11 protein-coding genes, 1 tRNA gene and 2 pseudogenes are annotated in these 15,164 nt (G+C 69.2%); 6 read left to right on the forward strand and 8 right to left on the reverse strand.

The features are described 5' to 3' along the window. Position 1: 1 nt before the first annotated feature. Positions 2-1,561 carry a metallophosphoesterase gene (locus tag ACBR40_RS44485; protein ID WP_344212972.1) on the reverse strand — a complete coding sequence of 520 codons (1,560 nt, stop codon included), beginning with the start codon at positions 1,559-1,561 and terminating at the stop codon, positions 2-4. Positions 1,562-1,594: 33 nt separating this feature from the next. On the opposite strand from ACBR40_RS44485, the gene ACBR40_RS44490 reads away from it, so the two are divergent. Together ACBR40_RS44490 and ACBR40_RS44495 are read left to right on the forward strand one after the other, a co-directional pair. Further along, a complete protein-coding gene (locus tag ACBR40_RS44490; RefSeq protein WP_371252619.1) occupies positions 1,595-1,945 on the forward strand; it encodes a metallopeptidase family protein in 351 nt (116 codons plus the stop codon). 134 nt (positions 1,946-2,079) lie between these two features. Then, positions 2,080-3,381 (forward strand): MFS transporter, encoded by a 1,302-nt coding sequence (locus ACBR40_RS44495; protein WP_344212976.1) that lies wholly within the window; start codon positions 2,080-2,082, stop codon positions 3,379-3,381. Here ACBR40_RS44495 and ACBR40_RS44500 read toward each other — a convergent pair whose 3' ends face one another. Continuing rightward, positions 3,382-3,711: a PspC domain-containing protein gene (locus tag ACBR40_RS44500; protein ID WP_344212978.1), complete on the reverse strand. Its 330-nt coding sequence runs from the start codon at positions 3,709-3,711 to the stop codon at positions 3,382-3,384. Between the two features lie 110 nt (positions 3,712-3,821). On the opposite strand from ACBR40_RS44500, the gene ACBR40_RS44505 reads away from it, so the two are divergent. Together ACBR40_RS44505 and ACBR40_RS44510 are read left to right on the forward strand one after the other, a co-directional pair. Further along, positions 3,822-4,976: an acyl-CoA dehydrogenase family protein gene (locus ACBR40_RS44505; protein ID WP_364464089.1), complete on the forward strand. Its 1,155-nt coding sequence runs from the start codon at positions 3,822-3,824 to the stop codon at positions 4,974-4,976. Positions 4,977-5,040: 64 nt separating this feature from the next. Then, positions 5,041-5,116, forward strand: a tRNA-Lys gene (locus ACBR40_RS44510). 154 nt (positions 5,117-5,270) lie between these two features. Here the strand turns inward: ACBR40_RS44510 and ACBR40_RS44515 are convergent. The 3 genes and pseudogenes from ACBR40_RS44515 to ACBR40_RS44525 form a co-directional block, all read right to left on the reverse strand. After that, positions 5,271-5,750: pseudogene (locus ACBR40_RS44515) on the reverse strand (site-specific integrase); the annotation flags it as partial. A gap of 617 nt (positions 5,751-6,367) precedes the next feature. After that, the gene (locus ACBR40_RS44520) at positions 6,368-6,823 is read right to left on the reverse strand and encodes a DUF4383 domain-containing protein (RefSeq protein WP_371252620.1); all 456 of its coding nucleotides are present in this window, start codon (positions 6,821-6,823) and stop codon (positions 6,368-6,370) included. A 306-nt stretch (positions 6,824-7,129) separates the two neighbouring features. Then, positions 7,130-8,920 (reverse strand): long-chain fatty acid--CoA ligase, encoded by a 1,791-nt coding sequence (locus tag ACBR40_RS44525; RefSeq protein ID WP_371252621.1) that lies wholly within the window; start codon positions 8,918-8,920, stop codon positions 7,130-7,132. 246 nt (positions 8,921-9,166) lie between these two features. Between ACBR40_RS44525 and ACBR40_RS44530 the strand changes: the two genes are divergently transcribed. Further along, positions 9,167-10,258, forward strand: a complete 1,092-nt coding sequence (locus ACBR40_RS44530) for a hypothetical protein (RefSeq protein WP_371252622.1) — start codon at positions 9,167-9,169, stop codon at positions 10,256-10,258. A 540-nt stretch (positions 10,259-10,798) separates the two neighbouring features. Here ACBR40_RS44530 and ACBR40_RS44535 read toward each other — a convergent pair. Further along, positions 10,799-12,025, reverse strand: coding sequence for a GDSL-type esterase/lipase family protein (locus tag ACBR40_RS44535; protein ID WP_371252623.1), 1,227 nt, complete (start codon positions 12,023-12,025; stop codon positions 10,799-10,801). A 516-nt stretch (positions 12,026-12,541) separates the two neighbouring features. After that, complete coding sequence (locus ACBR40_RS44540; RefSeq protein WP_329589040.1) at positions 12,542-12,886, reverse strand: hypothetical protein; 345 nt, start codon at positions 12,884-12,886, stop codon at positions 12,542-12,544. 449 nt (positions 12,887-13,335) lie between these two features. Here ACBR40_RS44540 and ACBR40_RS44545 point away from each other — a divergent pair, with 449 nt between their 5' ends. Then, the gene (locus ACBR40_RS44545; RefSeq protein WP_371252624.1) at positions 13,336-14,478 is read left to right on the forward strand and encodes a hypothetical protein; all 1,143 of its coding nucleotides are present in this window, start codon (positions 13,336-13,338) and stop codon (positions 14,476-14,478) included. Positions 14,479-14,899: 421 nt separating this feature from the next. Here the strand turns inward: ACBR40_RS44545 and ACBR40_RS44550 are convergent. Then, a pseudogene (locus ACBR40_RS44550) lies at positions 14,900-15,052 on the reverse strand (tyrosine-type recombinase/integrase); the annotation flags it as partial. Positions 15,053-15,164 lie beyond the last annotated feature (112 nt).

Here is a 15,164-nt window from a genome sequence, read left to right on the forward strand (position 1 = left end):
GTTAGGTTTCCCTGTCGCCTTCCGTCGGAGACCTCTGAAGCATAGGGGACGATGGCCCCTGATGCCAAAGTGGCGGTCCGGCGTCGGGTGACGCGGAGCCGGTGACCGATCCCGTTGGCGACGGGGCGTTCGTGGGCTCCGGGGAAATCATACGTTGTGGGTCGGGCTCCACGTGACGCTGGATGTACACCGACTGCTCCCCCAGCCCGCCGAGGGTGACGTCGTCCCAGGCCCGGAGGCGGCGGGTCTCCTTGTCGAAGTACAGGACGGACGCCTGGACGGGGGTGGGCTGGGCGTGTTCGAGTGCGCGGAGGCCGGCGCCGCCGGTGGAGCCCTGCGTCAGCATGCGCGTGCCGGTGGGGAGCATCGTGGTGCGGCGTTCGTGGGTGTGGCCGGCGAGGATCATGGGGGCGGCACCCGAGAAGCCCTCGCCGATGACCGGGTCGTGTACGGCGATCAGGTCCGCCTTGCCGACCTTGCCCAGGTGCGCGCGGCCGAACTGCTTGAGCGCGTCCGGGTCGGAGTCCACGCTGACCGACTTGTCCGGGGTGAAGCGGGGGTCGCCGAGGCCGTAGATGGTCAGGCCGGCGACCTTGCGCGCCTGGTCGTCGAGGACGATCGCGTTCTTCTGCCGTTCGACGGCCTTCTGGGTGGTCATGGAGTCGTGGTTGCCCCTGACGTACACGTACGGGACGCCGAGCCGGCCGACCTCGTCCACGAACTTGTTCTCGGCCTTGGTCCCGTGGTCGGAGATGTCCCCGGTGTCCACGATCAGGTCGACCTTGAACTGGTCCTTGAGCGAGCGGATGACGTTCCAGGCGATGGGGTTGATGTGGATGTCGGAGACGTGCAGCACCCGGATGGACTTGGGGTCGGCGTCGTACAGCGGGAGGGTCGAGACCGTGTCGTAGAGCTTCGAGACGTTCGTGACGAGTTTGGTGAGCTGCGACCGGTACGACTCGAACCGCGTCACGATCGACTCCGCGCTGCCCACCAGCGACGGCGCGGCGGCGACCAGCCCCGAGTAGCGCGGCTCCACGAGCGAGTTGGGGCGGAAGGTCACGACGGCGAGCACCCCCGTGCCCGCGAGGGCCACGGAGGCAGCCAGAAGGCCCGTGAGGGCCACGCGCGGGCGCCTGAACACCAGCAGGGACGCCGCCAGCGCCCCCGCGCCCGCGCAGAGCAGCGAGCGGACGGCGAGGGCCCGTACGCCGTCCAGGAGGTCCTCCTCGATCACCTGGGGCAGCCGCTCGGCGAGGCGCGGGTCCTCGATGAAGGCCTTGGCACGTTCCTGGTCGATGTTCTCCAGCGTGATGCGCAGGCGCAGGGGAGCGTCGTGGGTGCGGAACGTGAGCGTCCCCAGGGGGCTCGCGTCCACCACGGTCTCCCCGTGCCAGGCCGGCCGGAGCGACATCGCGGTCTCGACGGGGCCGACCTCGGCGCGTACGGAGCCGCTGAGGAAGATGCCCAGCCACGCCCCGACCGCGGCCACGGCGAGGACGCCGGCCACGCGGGCGGCTCGTGAGCGGATGACGACGTTTGTGATGTGAACGAACTTCATGCCGTTTCTTGCTTAGCTGACAGGCGGGGCAGAATGGCAAGGGTGATCGAGGTGTCGCGGGAGAAGTTCGAGGAGCTCGTGGCCGAGGCTTTGGACATGATCCCCGGCGAGCTCGCGGCCGCGATGAGCAACGTCGTCGTGGTCGTCGTCGACGATCCGCCGGAGCCCCACCTGCTCGGCCTGTACACCGGTGTCCCCCTCACCGAACGTGGCGACTGGTACTCAGGTGTCTTGCCCGACCAGATCGAGATCTACCGCAACCCGATATGTGAGATTTGCCAGACGGAAGAAGACGTCGTCGACGAAGTACGCATCACCGTCGTGCACGAGATCGGTCACCACTTCGGCATCTCCGACGAACGGCTGCACGAGCTGGGTTGGTAACCCTTTGCTTTTGGTTGGCTTCTTTGGGTTGCGGCTTGCCATGATGATCGGGCACCTTAGGTGACGTAGCGAGCACGCAAAGCGAGCTTCGAGAGCGCATCGAGAGTCAGGCACAGCGGAGTCCAATGGGGGCCATGCGGGCACGGCGGCCGCCAGGACGTCATCGACGGGGCGAGGCCGGCACGGAAGGACAACGAGCCACCTACCGGGAAGTCATCGCCATCAGGGAGTTCCGGGCCCTGTGGTACGCCCAGGGCCTCTCGCTCCTCGGCGACCAGCTCGCGCAGGTGGCGCTCGCCGTGCTGGTCTATCACCGCACCCAGTCGGCGCTGGCCACGGCCGCGGTTTACGCCCTCACCTACCTGCCCTCGATCGTCGGCGGGCCGCTGCTGGCCGGGCTGGCCGACCGGTTCGCCCGCCGCGGGGTGATGCTGGCCTGCGACCTCATCCGGTTCGCGCTGGTGGCGGCCATGGCGCTGCCGTTCATGCCGTTCTGGGCTTTGTGCGCGCTGGTGTTCCTGGTCGTGCTGCTGAGCGCGCCGTTCTCGGCCGCGCGGGCGGCGCTGCTGCCCGAGGTGCTCGACGGCGACACGTACGTCATCGGCTCCGCCCTCCAGAACATGACCAACCAGGCGGTCCAGATGCTCGGCTTCGCCGTGGGCGGAGCGCTGATCGCCACCATGGGGCCCTACCGGGCGCTCGCTCTCGACGCCGCGACGTTCCTCGGCTCGGCGCTGATCCTGGCCTCCGGCGTACGCCGCCGCCCGGCCCCGTGCGCCGACGACGGCCCCAAACCGTCCATGTGGACGATGACCAGGGCCGGCGCGCGGCTCGTCTTCGGTACGCGAGACCTGCGCACGCTCGTGCTGTTCGCCTGGTTGTGCGGCTTCTACGTGCTGCCCGAGGGGATCGCGGCGCCCTACGCGACCCGGCTGGCCGTGGACGGCCCGCTGCCGGCGCCCGTCATCACCGGGCTGCTGATGGCCGCCATGCCGACCGGCACGGTGATCGGCGCGTTCCTGTTCAGCAGGTTCGTCACGCCCGCGCGGCGGTTGCGGCTCATGGGATGGCTGGCGCTGCTGAGCTGCGCGCCCCTGATCGTGACCGCGCTGCGTCCCCCGCTCGTCGTCGTGCTGGCGGCTTGGGTCCTGTCGGGGATCGGCGGCGCCTACCAGCTCGCGGCCAATGCCGCCTTCGTCCAGGCCGTGCCCGCCGAACGTCGCGCCCAGGCGTTCGGGATCGTGCACTCCGGGCTCATGGCCGTACAGGGAGCGGGGATTCTCGTCGGCGGGTACGCGGCGGAGAGACTCGGTCCCGAGCCGGTGGTCGCGCTGTCCGGCGTCGCCGGGGTGATCTGCGCGGCCGTACTGGCCCTGCTGTGGACCGAGTCCCGGGGCGACCGGGCCGCCCGCCTGTCCGCCGAGGCCCCCGCCTGATCACTGCTGCGGCGGCTTGTGCTCGCCGGTCCAGTCGGTCGTGCCGCGGTTGCGGCTCTGCTGCTTGTCGATGATGTTCTGCAGGACGGAGGTGTCGCTCTTCTCGTCCGGGATGAGGAGCCAGCCGATCGCGTAGACGCCGACGCCGAGGCCGCCGAACAGCGTCACGACCGCCAGGGCGATCCTGATGAGGTTGGGGTCGATGCCCACGTACTCGCCGATGCCGGAGCAGACGCCGGCGACGATCCTGCCCCGGTCCGTCCTGTGGAGCTTCTTGACGTGAGTGCTCTGGGTCTGGGGTTCGCTGCCGTAGTCGTGGTATTCGCTCATGTCTCAAGACTGCCCGTGGGGGTGGTGTTAGCACATCAGGTTTGTCCCTGGTAGAACCCTGGTAGCCCCCTATGCCCGTATGAGGCCACACCGAGGAAGGGACGACCGCCATGGACGACCTGCTCCGGCTCGACGAGCGGCTCGACGCCGACCAGCGGCTCATCCGCGACACGGTCAGGTCGTTCGTCGCCGACCGGGTGCTGCCGCACGTGGGCGACTGGTTCGAGGAGGCCACCTTCCCCGCGCGCGAGCTCGCGCCCGAGCTCGGCGCGCTCGGGCTGCTCGGCATGCACCTGCAGGGGTACGGCTGCGCCGGCACCGACGCCGTCTCCTACGGCGTGGCCTGCCGGGAGCTGGAGGCGGGCGACTCGGGGCTGCGTTCGTTCGTGTCCGTCCAGGGATCGCTGGCGATGTTCCCCATCTGGCGGTACGGCTCCGACGAGCAGAAAGAGGAGTGGCTGCCCCGGATGTCCGCCGGTGAGGCGATCGGCTGCTTCGGGCTCACCGAGCCGGACCACGGGTCCGATCCGGCCAACATGCGGACATATGCCAAGAAGGACGGCTCGGACTGGATACTCAACGGCTCCAAGATGTGGATCACCAACGGGTCCATCGCCGACGTGGCGGTCGTCTGGGCGCAGACGGACGAGGGCGTACGCGGCTTCGTCGTCCCGACCTCCACGCCCGGCTTCTCCGCCCCTGAGATCCACAGGAAGATGTCCCTGAGGGCGTCCGTCACCTCGTCCCTGTACTTCGACGACCTGCGCCTGCCCGCCTCCGCCGCCCTGCCCGGCGTCACCGGGCTCAAGGGGCCGCTGTCGTGCCTGTCCGAGGCCCGCTTCGGCATCGTGTGGGGCGTCGTCGGCGCCGCCCGCGCCTGCCTGGAGTCCGCCGTCGAGTACGCGAAGACGCGCGTCCAGTTCGACAAGCCGATCGGGGCGTTCCAGCTCACCCAGGAGAAACTCGCCTGGATGTACGTCGGCCTCGCCCAGGCCCAGCTCACCGCCCTCCACCTCGGTCAGCTCAAGGACGCCGGCACCCTGGAGCCCCGGCAGATCAGCTTCGGCAAGCTGGCGAACGTACGGGCCGCCCTCGACATCGCCCGCCAGGCCCGCTCGATCCTGGGCGGCAACGGGATCACGCTGGAGTACCCTGTGATCAGGCACATGAACAACCTGGAGAGTGTGCTGACGTACGAGGGTACGCAGGAGATCCACACGCTGGTGCTCGGTGAGGCGCTCACCGGCCTGGCCGCCTACCGGTGACGGTTTGACCGGTGCTGTGGGCGTCGCGGGCGGGGCGGTAGTCTCTGTACCCTTGCTGTTGCTAGGGGCGTTAGCTCAATTGGCAGAGCTGCGGACTTTTAATCCGTAGGTTCCGGGTTCGAGCCCCGGGCGCCCTACCACTCTTAACCCTTCTGACCAGGGATTTCGCCGCTCCCATGGAATCCGCAGGACCGCCGGCGCCCTCTTGGGAGACCGAGGGGAGACCGCCCTCGGAACGATCGCAACGCTCGCCTCGGCCGCCGCGTGCGCCAGCTCCGGCAGGACCGTCGTGTACGTGTTCTCGGTGAAATTGGTCGAACTGTGGCGCAGCATCGTGGACACCATCTTCGTGTCGGCGCCGGCGGCGTAGGCAAGCGTGGCCGCGCAGTGTCGTAGGTCGTGGAGCCGGATCGGCGGCAGGCCCGCCTCATAGGCGAGTTGGGAGAACAGCTCGCTGACCCATGACGGGTGAAGCTCCCTGCCGTCCTCGTGGGTGAAGACGCGGCCGCTGTCGGTCCAGTCCTCTCCCCACTCCAGCCGCTCCTCGTTCTGCCGAGCTCGGTGCTCCTTGAGTACGGAGACCGTGCCGGTGTCGAGGGCGATCACTCCGTCGCTCGATTCTGTCTTGGGCTCCCCCTCTTCGAAGCTCCACCCGATCTGTACGAGCTGCTTGGCGACGTTGAGCGTGCGCTCGTCCGTGTCGAGGTCCTCCCAGCGGACACCGCATCCCTCGCCACGGCGCAGCCCACGGAAGGCGATGAGGTGGAAGGGCATAGAGCCGATGCTGTGCGGCCACGTCGAGGAACGCAACGAGCTGGGCCGGGGTCCACACCATCACGGGTGACGGCCGCAATTCGAGGCTCTCCCAACACCCGTACGGCGCTGAGGGTGTGATGAGCACCTCGACTTGGTCCGCAGCGAGGCGCTGGATGCCAGGAATTACGTCGTGGTGAAGCGCAACCCGGTGGCCGAACCGACGCCGCCGCCGGCCACGGTCGTCCCCGCGAGCAGGCACGTGACGCCCGAACGAGCTCTGCTCCAACCCGGGGATGATGGTGCAGCGGCACACCGTGCAGGAGGACGGCTCCGGTGCGTCACACGCTTCGGCTCGCGGAGGAGTGGGACGGCGGCCTGCTGGCGTGCTGCGAGGTCGGTGGCGAGGTGCTGATGGTGACGCTGGAGGCGGCGGTCTGGTACCTCAAGCCACCCATTTCGGCTAGCAGAAAAGCTCTCGGGAAGGTGCCGCTACCCACTGCTCGAAAAGGGACGCGCCTGCGTCACTCGGCGAGAATGATGATTGAGACGCTGTGCATTCGACATCTCCGGCTCCCCGCTCGACCGGCACCGAACCAAAGGGACCTGGAGCGCGCGGCCACATGCGCCGCGCTCGGCTAGTGAGTGTCCAGGCGGTGCTGGAGCTGCGCACGCGTCGCCATCGCCCCGAGCGCGATCATCACGACCCCCAGCACCAGGTGCAGCCAGTTGTCGGCCGTGTTGAACGGGACGAAGTTGGCCCCGCTGCCGTGCGGGACGAACAGCCCGTAGAGCCAGAGCACCAGGTAGATGATGCCGCCGATGAGCAGGAACCAGCGTGCCCCTGCCCACGTCCTGGCCAGCAGGACGCCGGCGACCCCGAACACCAGGTGGACGATGTTGTGCAGGACCGACACCTGGAACAGGCCCAGCAGCATCGCGCCCGACTCGTGGCCGGCGAACTGCATCTGACCGTGATTGGTGGTGATGCCGGGGATGAACCCGAGGATGCCGATCAGCAGGAACACAGCGCCGACGATGAGCGCCGCCAGCTGAACCGGGGTTTTGGTGGCGGAGGAAAGAACGCCGCTCATGGCGCCTCCTTGTCGTACCGGTGATGACCATCTGTGGCTACCCCTCATGGCAGCCATCAAGCGATATGACCTGCGTGAATGTCGTTCGAAGCCCGGGCTGAACTCCGTCAACGCGAGCGACGCCAGGGGCCGCCGGCGCTGCACAAGGTGAGGGCCGGACGGCGGACGCGAGCCTCGATGACGGGCACCGGGTCTCGGGCCTTCGTCGCGAATCTTGAACACCGGCGGTGTCGCTTGGCAGCGGGTCAGCTGGCGGTGGGGATGGATGACCCGGCTCCGCGTGACAGCGGCAGCACCGTCCGCCACTCAGCGGTACAGCTCCTCGATGTCGGCCGCGAAGTCCTTGTGGACCAGGGCGCGCTTGACCTTCAGGGTCGGAGTCAGATACCCGTTCTGTTCGGTCAGGTCCACCGGAAGGATGCGGAACCTGCGGATCGACTCGGCCCGGCTCACCATCGTGTTGGCCTCGTCCACGGCCGTCTGCAGCCTGGCCAGCAGATCGGGATCGTCGCGAAGCTCGGCCGGGCCCGCCTGCCCGGGCCTGCCGGCGGCCCGCTTCCATGACGCCAGCGCGCCGACGTCCAGGGTGATCAGCGCGGCGGTGTACGGCCGCCGGTCGCCGACGACCACCGCCTGGCTGATGAGCGGATGGGTACGCAGGCGGTCCTCGAGCGGCTCCGGGGCGAGGTTCTTGCCGCCGGCGGTGACGATGATCTCCTTCTTGCGGCCCGAGATCGTCAGGAACCCGTCCTCGTCCAGGGCGCCGACGTCGCCGGTGCGCAGCCAACCGTCGGCGGTCAGGCTCTCCCTGGTCACCTGCTCGTTGCGCCAGTAGCCCCGGAACACGATCGGGCCCCTGATCAGGATCTCGCCGTCGTCGGCGATGCGAATGTCGACCTCGGGCAGGGGCGGCCCCACCGTGCCGATCTTCATCGCGTGGGGCAGGTTCACGGTCGCGGCGGCGCTGGTCTCGGTCAGCCCGTAGCCTTCCAGCACGGTGACGCCGGCGCTTCGGAAGAAGTGGCCCAGCCGCACGCCCAGCGGCGCGCCGCCGGAGATGGCGTAGCCGACCCGGCCACCGAGCGCGGCCCGCAGCCGCCGGTACACCAGCCGGTCGCACAGGCGATGTGCCAGGCGCAGGCGCCGGCCCGGCCGCCCGTCGTCCAGCGCCTGGCTGTAGGCCACGGCGGTCCGCTCGGCCCAGTCGAAGATCCTCCCCTTGCCCTGGGCGTGGGCCCGCTGCTGAGCATCGTTGTAGACCCGCTCGAAAACCCTGGGCACCGCCAGCAGGAACGACGGTCGCAGGGCGGCCAGGTCCTCGGTCAGCCTACCCCGGTCGGCGTTGTGCGCCAGGCACACACCCCGCTCCACGCAGGCCACCTGGATCACCCGCGCGAAGACATGCGCCAGCGGGAGGAACAGCAGCGTCGAGGCGTTCTGGCCGAAGATCCGCTCCAGGCTGTCGATCGCCACGCGAGCCTCGTGCAACAGGTTGCCGTGACTCAGCATGCAGCCCTTCGGGCGCCCGGTGGTGCCCGAGGTGTAGATGATCGTCGCCAGGTCGTCGGCCGACACCATCCGGCGTCGCTCCCGCAGCTGAGCGTCGTCCACGTCTTGCCCGCCCTCGCGGAGACGGTCCAGCCCGCCTCCATCGATCTGCCACACCCGCGGCGGCCTGGACAGCCCCTCGGCCACGTCCTCGACCAGGCGACGATGCGTCTCGCGCTCGACCACCACGGCGGCCGGGCCGGCGTCCTCCAGCACCCAGCGGACCTGCTCGGCCGAGGAGGTCTCATAGATCGGGACCGGCAGCGCCGCCACCGTCCACAGCGCGTAGTCCAGCAACGTCCACTCGTAGCTGGTGGCGGCCAGCAGCGCGACCCGATCGCCGGGCCGGATCCCGGCGGCGAGGAAGCCGGCCGCCAGACTGCGGACGTCGGCCGCGAACTGCCGCGCCGTCACCGGACGCCAGCCGCCGGCCGACCGGCGCTGGAAAAGGACCAGGTCGCTGTTCATCCGATCGTCGGCGAACACCACGTCGGCGAGCTGGGCGTCGGGCGCAACGGTTGTCGGGGCCGGGGCCGCATGGGTACGCATCGTCCATCTCCCTGTGAGTGAGGAAAAGGCCAACCAGGCAGGCTGGGGCACCGGACGCCGCGATAAGCAGCCGCGATAAGCAGCTCAGTGCGCTATTTCCCCAGGTCATCAGGCACAAACGAGGAGGGCCGTACGACGGCGCAACCCGGTTCCCAGGGCGGGACGACGGGCGGCTTCGGTAAAATGGGGGAGCCCCCAACGCTGGGGCCCGCGCAACGGGCTCCTGCCTACGGAGGTGAGCGAGTCATGGTGTTCGACCAGGCAGACCTACGCGAGCTGGCGGTCTTCGGCGACGAGGTCGGCGTGTTGTCGCTCTACACGACGATGGAGCCGGGCACGCAGGCCGGGCGGACCCGGCTGCGCAACGAGATCGCCGCGTTGCGCCAGGACCTGGCCGCGGGCCCCGACCAGGAGCGGGCCAGGCTCGTGGGCCTCCGCCTCGACCTGCTGGAGCCGCGGATCGACGAACTGCTCGACCCGGCGGGTCCCGGTCTCGGACGTGCCCTGTTCGCGCAGGTGGCCGGTGACGAGGTACGCACCGAGTGGCTTCAGCTCCCGGTGGGTGACCTCGCCACCCTCAGGGAACGCGCTTATCTGCTGCCGCTCGTCACCGCTGTACAGGCCGACAGGCCCGCCGGGGTGGCCAGGGTGGGGCGTGACGGCGTGCGGCTGTTCGACTGCCGGTACGGCCTGGCCGACGAGTTGGAGCCGGTCATCTTCAACCTGGCGACCGCAGGCTCGTCCGGAGAGGCGACGCTGCCGGGGCTCTCCCGGCGCGGCATCCACCCCGACCGCTTCGACCAGCGCGTCGAGGAGCACCTGACCAAGTACCTGCGCGACGCGGTCCCGCACGTGGCGGGCCAGGCCCAGCGGCTGGGCTGGGAGACGCTGCTGCTGGTGGGCAACCCCCGCGACACCTCAGTGCTGGGCGAGGCGCTGCCGGCGGGCCCGGAGATCGTCCACATGGACGCCGTGCTCGATCCCGCTTTGTCGCCGTCGGAGGTGCTGGAGTTCGTCCGCCCCGCTCTAGACGAGGCACGGGCCAGGAACGACGCCGCCCTGGCCGTGCGCGCCCGGGACCTGGCCCTGTCGGGCGGCGACGGCGCGGTCGGCCTCGACGACATCCTCTCCCTACTGCGGCAGGGCCGGGTCGAGCACCTGCTGCTCGACGAGGCGGGCCCGTGGAACTCCGAGCCCCTGGGCGTCACCCCCGAGGAGCTGGAGGAGGAGATGATCGAGCTCACCTTCGAGTACGGAGGCGAGGTCACCGTGCTGGAGACCGGAGCGGCGCAGGAGCTCGCCGAGGCGGGCGGAGTGGCTGCGATGCTCCGCTGGTGAGGACCACCCATGTCGACGCCGGTTGGTCGGCGTAGCGCATGACAGCGGCATGGCAGCCGTCTGCGGTGCTCCGCGCCGGCAGCACGGCCTGGCGCTGCAACGCCCAGCCCAGCGCCGCGGTCGGGTCGAGAGGGGCCCCGACGCCCCCGCCGCGGGAGGAGTTCACGGTGTCCGCGAGGGCGGGTGCTGGGGTGCCATTCAGGAAGGTTGCCGGGAATCCTGCGGCGTGGGCGGGCATGCCTCACATGGACTTCTCCGCGATCTAATGCTGGTGTGGCCCGTCGGCGGATGAGGCACCGAAACAGGGCTCACCCCAGCGGGGGGTGAGCCCTGTCCTGTGCTCGGGACGAACAACCGGGCGTCGTTAACAGCCCTGCACGCGTTGAAAAGTCCGCTCACGCACCAGGCCCGCTCGAGTCCGGTGACGTGGCCGCCCCCGGCAAGGCACACTCCCCCTGGGACGGAAGCGCGGGCAACGCCGGCCGTCGGGCGAGTTCGCTGAGGGTGCCTTCGAGGACCATGCACACGCTGTGGAATGGATCAGGTTTGACTCCTGGGCGTGCCCGCGTCGCAGGGCTGGGTGCCGGGATCGCGGTAGAGGGACAGCAGGCAGCGGCCAAGCGCCTGCTGGCCGAACGCGTTAGGGTGCATGGCCTCCTGCTGGTGTCCTTGACTGATCCTCGCGCCGGCGGTGCCGTACCGTACCCACTCCATCGTGTCGCCCAGTTCGGCGGCGTCGTCCAGCGGACCGGCCTGGCGTGTGCCCTCCTCGCACAACGCGTGGCCCTCCACGGCGCCCAGCATGCTCAAAAACTCCACACCGGTCGCGGTGGCGACGCGGCGCAGCATGGCGTCGATCGCCGGTGCCAGGGTGTCGTGCATCAGGTCGAAGTCGACGTCCCACAGCGGGCAACCGCCCACGAGCGTGCGCGTGGCGGTCTTGCCGCCACCGCCCTCGCCGTAGCGCACCCGGGCCGAGGAGGGCACCGGAGAGGGATAGGACTGAAGGATCAGCCGGTAGCCGGCAGAACGGGCCGACGCCTGGCTCATCACCTGGCGGATCTTCTGCACCGCCAGGGTCACCTGTTGCTCCACCGCCGGCAGCGCGGCGACAAACCGATCGCCCTCGCCGGTGGAGGCGCAGGAGCGCTTGTCGCCCGCCATGTACAGCGCGGCGCAGCGGCGCAGCATCCCGGACAGGTTCAGGTCGTTGCCGCCGATCGACAGCACGACCACCTCGACCTGCTGGGTGGCGGCAACCTGCGCAAGCAGTTCGGCTTGGGAGGCGGTGTTCTCCTTGAACGCCTCGTTGATGACGTGCCGGGTCTCCGCCCCCGAACAGGCCAGGTTGACCGGGGTGAGCCCGGCCCGGCTCAGCCCGGTGATCTCGGCCGCATCGGAACGGTGACACCCGGTGCCCTCTCCCTGCACGGCCGTGCCGTCATACACCCGCTGGGGGTCGTAGTGGCAGATCAAACGCCTGCGATAAGCGGCCCGGTCGGTTCCGCCGCGGGTACAGCCCGCAGCGGCAGACACCGTGCTGTTACCCCACCACCGGCCTGCCTCTCCGGAGATGAAGCTGTCTCCCAAGGACACCGCCACCTGCTCGGTTGCCTGGGCCTGGGCGGGTGCGGGAACGGCCAGGGCCGTGGCGCTCAGCGCCAGGATCGCCAGAACCCGACCGGCATGCCCGGCACGGCGCCCGTGACGGGGGCGGTGGGGGACGGCGGGAACGCTGCGGAGATGCTGCGGGACGGTAGCGCTCACTGCTGTTCCTTTCACGGTGCGTGGGAGACGCCTTTTGAGCCGGCCTTCGGGGTGTGGAAGAACGGGAACGTACGCCTGACCTCGGTGTTCGGGGCTGCCGGAGATCCGCTGGCTTTCTTGTCAGATGAGTGGTGTGTTGCGAAGGCGTCCAGTCCTGCCGGGCTGTCTGTGGTCCGGGTCGGGGCCTTCGGCGATGGCGATGTCGCCCCTCAGCGCGTGGAAGCACACAAACATGCGCTTGAGCCCGTTTCCCCAGCTCACGAGGGACGCATGAGACGAGGCAGTCCGGGGAGCAGGTGGACTACGGCGGCGGGCAGGTCGAGGTGGCCGTTCGCACCTGCCCGGACTCCAACCCCAGGTATTGTTCAGCTCGATCCTTGTGCGGTCACGAAGATCCACAGCGGCAAGGGCGCCCCTGGATTGCCTCCTGGCCGCCCGGTCGAGAGCTCTCGCGCGGCGGATGCGACGATCGGCGCCCTGCTGCCGGCCGCAGGGCACCGCGCCCGGATCCGCGCTTCAGGAGAAGACGACGGAGCGCACCAGCAGGCGATCGGAAGCACCCGCGCCGGGGCGCAGGCTGTAGAAGACATCCCCTGTGCAGCCGGCCTCCAGGAAGACCGTGGCGGTTGCGTCGGTCAGGTTCTTCGGCGCGTAGGCGGCCGACGTGCCGTCAGATCCGGCTCCCTGGATGTCGATGCATCTCCTGCTCGGGGGGTCGTTGATGAAACCGACGGCGTCGTACCCGTCGGCGGTCTGGTAGGAGTAGCGGAACTGGCCTGTGGCGGCCGATGCGGGGCCGGGAACGGCCAGAACCAGCATGAGGGCGCCGCCGGCGGCAGCCAGGGCAGAGTGCCGACGCATGGATCTTCCTTTCGCGAGGGACAACGGAAACACGCTCCGTGTTTATAAAGTTACAGTGAGTTATTGTTGTCGAATCCGCAAGGGCTTGCCGGGACACATCCAGGCGCAGTCACCGGCAGCGGCGCTCGGCACGCCGGGCGCGGATCCGTCCGGCCAGGCGAATCAGGGTGTGCAGCGGAATCGCGGCACGGTAAGAAAGCAACGAGGCTCTCCGATAGAGGCATCGGAGCTTGGGCGACTGCTGTCCTACCGGGAGCCTCTTCTCATGCCGACCCGCCCTGGTGTCGCCCCTGCTGACCAGCGCGGTCAGGCTGGAAGAGGCGCTTGATGTCCGAGGCCGCCGTCCCAGTTCACCTTCCACGGGAGGCCGGGCAGCCGTGTGAAACGAGAACGGGCGATCGGGCAGGGTGGCAGGAGGACAGCAGGAGCGGCAGGACGGAGACGAGCGCGTGGCCGGCTGGAGCGCGATGGCGGGGATGCATGACTTCGTCGTGCCCGACGAGGTGGCCGCGCGCGCGTTGGCCGAGCAGCTCGCGGAGTACGGGTTCTCCTGCGTTTTCGCACGTCCGCACCCCCATGGCGGCTGGCTGGTGATGGCGCTCGACGAGGGTCCCTACCCGGTCGACACCGTGGGTCACCGGCAGTTCGATGCGGTGAACCGGGAAGCCGCGGCGATCGCGCGGACGTACGGCGGCCGGCCCCGTAGCGGCAGCCGGTTCGACATCAGCCGGATAGCCGAGCATCGCAGCTGGACCGCCCCGATCGTGGTGAGGGGGACAAAGGCGCGACCGCCGGTCCCGGAGGTCACCATCGCCCCGGCACCACCTCTGGAACCATTGGCGCTCACACCGGACTTCGCCACCCCGGGGGTTGTGGAGCTGACCGGTCTCGACGACGTGTCATGGGGCGATTTGGAGCACGCGCACGGGCCCGCCGACGACATCCCTGGCCTGCTGCGCGAGCTGGCGGACGGCACGGAGGAGTGGGACGAGGTCCTCGATGAGCTGTTCGGCGACGACCTGCTGCACCAGGGCGACTGCTACGAGGCCACAGCTCCCGCGCTGCCGTTCCTCACCCAGCTGATCGTCGCCGACGTGGTGCCGGCCCGGCAGCGCCGGGACCTCTACGTGTGGCTGATGATGGCTGGTGGCCGCCGCAACGACAACCTGGTCGCGTTCGCCGATCTCGCGCTGGACGAAGGGGAGCCGCTCCAGCCGGGTGCGTGGACCGAGGAGGTGTACCGGACCGTCGGCGATCAGGTTCCGGTGCTGCTGCAACGGTGGGAAGCCGAGCCGCCGGGGATCCGGTTCATACTCGCCGTCCTTGCCGCGCAGCATCCCGGGCACGGCGGGAGGGTCGCCGACCGGATCGCTGCGTTGGCGGCCGGGCTCGACGGGACGCAGCAGGGTGCGTACCTGCGGCTCGCCGTGGAACTTGTGCAGGGCCGCGACGCGGATGCGCTGGCCCTCGCCTCGGGGATCATCGATTGGGCGGACCGCCTGGAGCCGAAGTGGCTGGAGGCTCCGGGCGTGCCCGACGGCATCAAGGCGGCGCACGTGCTGGCCGAAGGCGCGCTCTACACGATCACATAGCTGCACCATGCGGCCGCCGGACCACGAGCCTGCTCACCAGCTCGTGCGGCTCGGCAATGTCTGAGGTCGAGCTTCGGCAGGTCTCGCGCATGATCGTCGCTGAGATGCTGATCTCTTTGAAACCGTCGGCACGGCTACCGTCAGTTGCAGTTGCCGTTGCACTTCCATGCCGTCCAGGAGTGTTCAAAGGAGACCGTACACAGCCACTGACCTGCATCGAACGATCTGGACTTTTAATCCGTAGGTTCCGGGTTCGAGCCCCGGGCGCCCTGTCACTCCGACCTGCGGTTTTCCACGATCCTGTAGTCGAGTCGTATGATCGTGAGTCACGGTGCGACACCTGTGAGTCACGTATCACGGCGGGCGTTGTTCACCTTGCGCGCGGTCTTGCGAGCCGCTTTGAGGACCAGCCGTGCGATGGCGCATGTCCGAGCAGGCCTTGCACCACGCGCAGATCCGCTCCTGCCGCCAGGGCCGGCGTCGCGGCTCCATGTCTCAAATCATGCAGCCGCACGGGGGGAAGGCCGCTGGCCATGACCAGCTTGTGGAAGCGGTGGGTGGGTTGCGTCCACGGGAGTGGTGTACGAGTTTGACCTGGTCACAGGCGTGGCGTCGTGAAATGAAGACGGCCATCGCGTGATCCTTCGAGTAGCAAGATCAAGATCGAAGGAGAACCAGGCGATGGC

This window comes from Nonomuraea sp. AD125B, assembly GCF_041402765.1.
In the GTDB taxonomy this organism is placed as follows: domain Bacteria; phylum Actinomycetota; class Actinomycetes; order Streptosporangiales; family Streptosporangiaceae; genus Nonomuraea; species Nonomuraea bangladeshensis.